This is a genomic window from Floricoccus penangensis (genome assembly GCF_001832885.1).
GTDB lineage: Bacteria > Bacillota > Bacilli > Lactobacillales > Streptococcaceae > Floricoccus > Floricoccus penangensis.
Genome location: NZ_MKIQ01000020.1, coordinates 1 through 1,282, shown reverse-complemented (window position 1 = coordinate 1,282; position 1,282 = coordinate 1). Strand labels below are relative to the sequence as shown.

Below are 1,282 nucleotides of genomic sequence, written 5' to 3'. Positions count from 1 at the left end.
TCAAAAAAACAAATATCAACAAAACAAGAAATTAAATTTAATTATGGAAGTTTGAGTAACGAAGAAATTAACACGCTAACTTATAAAACTTTAAATGGAAGCATAGCTAGTGTAGATTCTTCGGGTAAGATTATTGGTGTAGGTAAAGGGAAAACAAAAATAATTGTTTATTCTGGTGATTTTAATAAGGAATTTGATATTGAAGTCGTTTCACCACAAATAAGTTATCAAACCCACATTCAAAACTATGGTTGGCAAAATTATGTTAATAATGGTGAATTATCTGGTACAACTGGAAAATCTCTTAGATTAGAAGGTATAAAAATTAAACTTGATAATTTAACATATGACGGTGGAATTGAATATCAAACACATGTTCAAAATTATGGATGGCAATCATGGAAATCAGATAATCAAATGAGTGGAACAAGTGGCCAGTCATTACGTCTTGAAGGAATTAGAATTAGACTTACAGGCGAATTATCTGAGCACTATGATATTTATTATCGTACTCATACTCAAAATATAGGCTGGCTAGATTGGGCAAAAAATGGACAAGAATCTGGAAGTCAGGGCTTATCAGCTAGACTAGAAGGAATCCAAATTCAGTTAGTTGAAAAGAATAGTGGTAATTTCAATACAAGTAGATCCTTTGTCAATGGAACAAATACAAATATAAACTACCAAGTTCATGTTCAAAATTATGGGTGGCAGTCATATAGAAGCAGTGGCCAATTAGCAGGTACAACTGGTGAATCACTTAGATTAGAAGCATTTAGATCTAATATAAGTGGTACTAACTTAACAGGTGGTATTACTTATCAAAGTCATATCCAATCTATTGGTTGGCAAGGTTGGAAGTCAAATGGTGAACTTAGTGGAACAAGTGGTCAATCACTAAGAATGGAAGCATTAAAAATTAATTTAACAGGTGAGCTTTCTAGCTTTTTTGACATATATTATCGAGCTCATGTTCAAGACTTAGGTTGGTTAGGCTGGGCTAAGAATGGAAGCGGAGCAGGAAGTCAGGGAGCCTCAAAGAGGATTGAAGCTATTGAAATCCGTCTTATAAGAAAAGGTGATAATGCACCTAAAGAGTCTAATGGATTTTATATTCCACCGAAAGTTGAAAAACCAAGATTACAAAAAATCAATGGAATTTACTATATTGATGGATTAATTGTTGTAAATAAAAAGTATTCTCTACCTTCAAACTATAGTCCAGGTGAAAATGGTGAGGCTGGAAGAGCTATACGAAGAATGATTTCTGATATGCAAAATA

General features: G+C 32.9%; 1 protein-coding gene. It reads left to right on the top strand.

The window, feature by feature from the left end; translation table 11 throughout:
- A partial coding sequence (locus tag BG262_RS03280; RefSeq protein ID WP_173861959.1) for an Ig-like domain-containing protein occupies window positions 1-1,282 on the top strand: 1,282 nt, incomplete at both ends.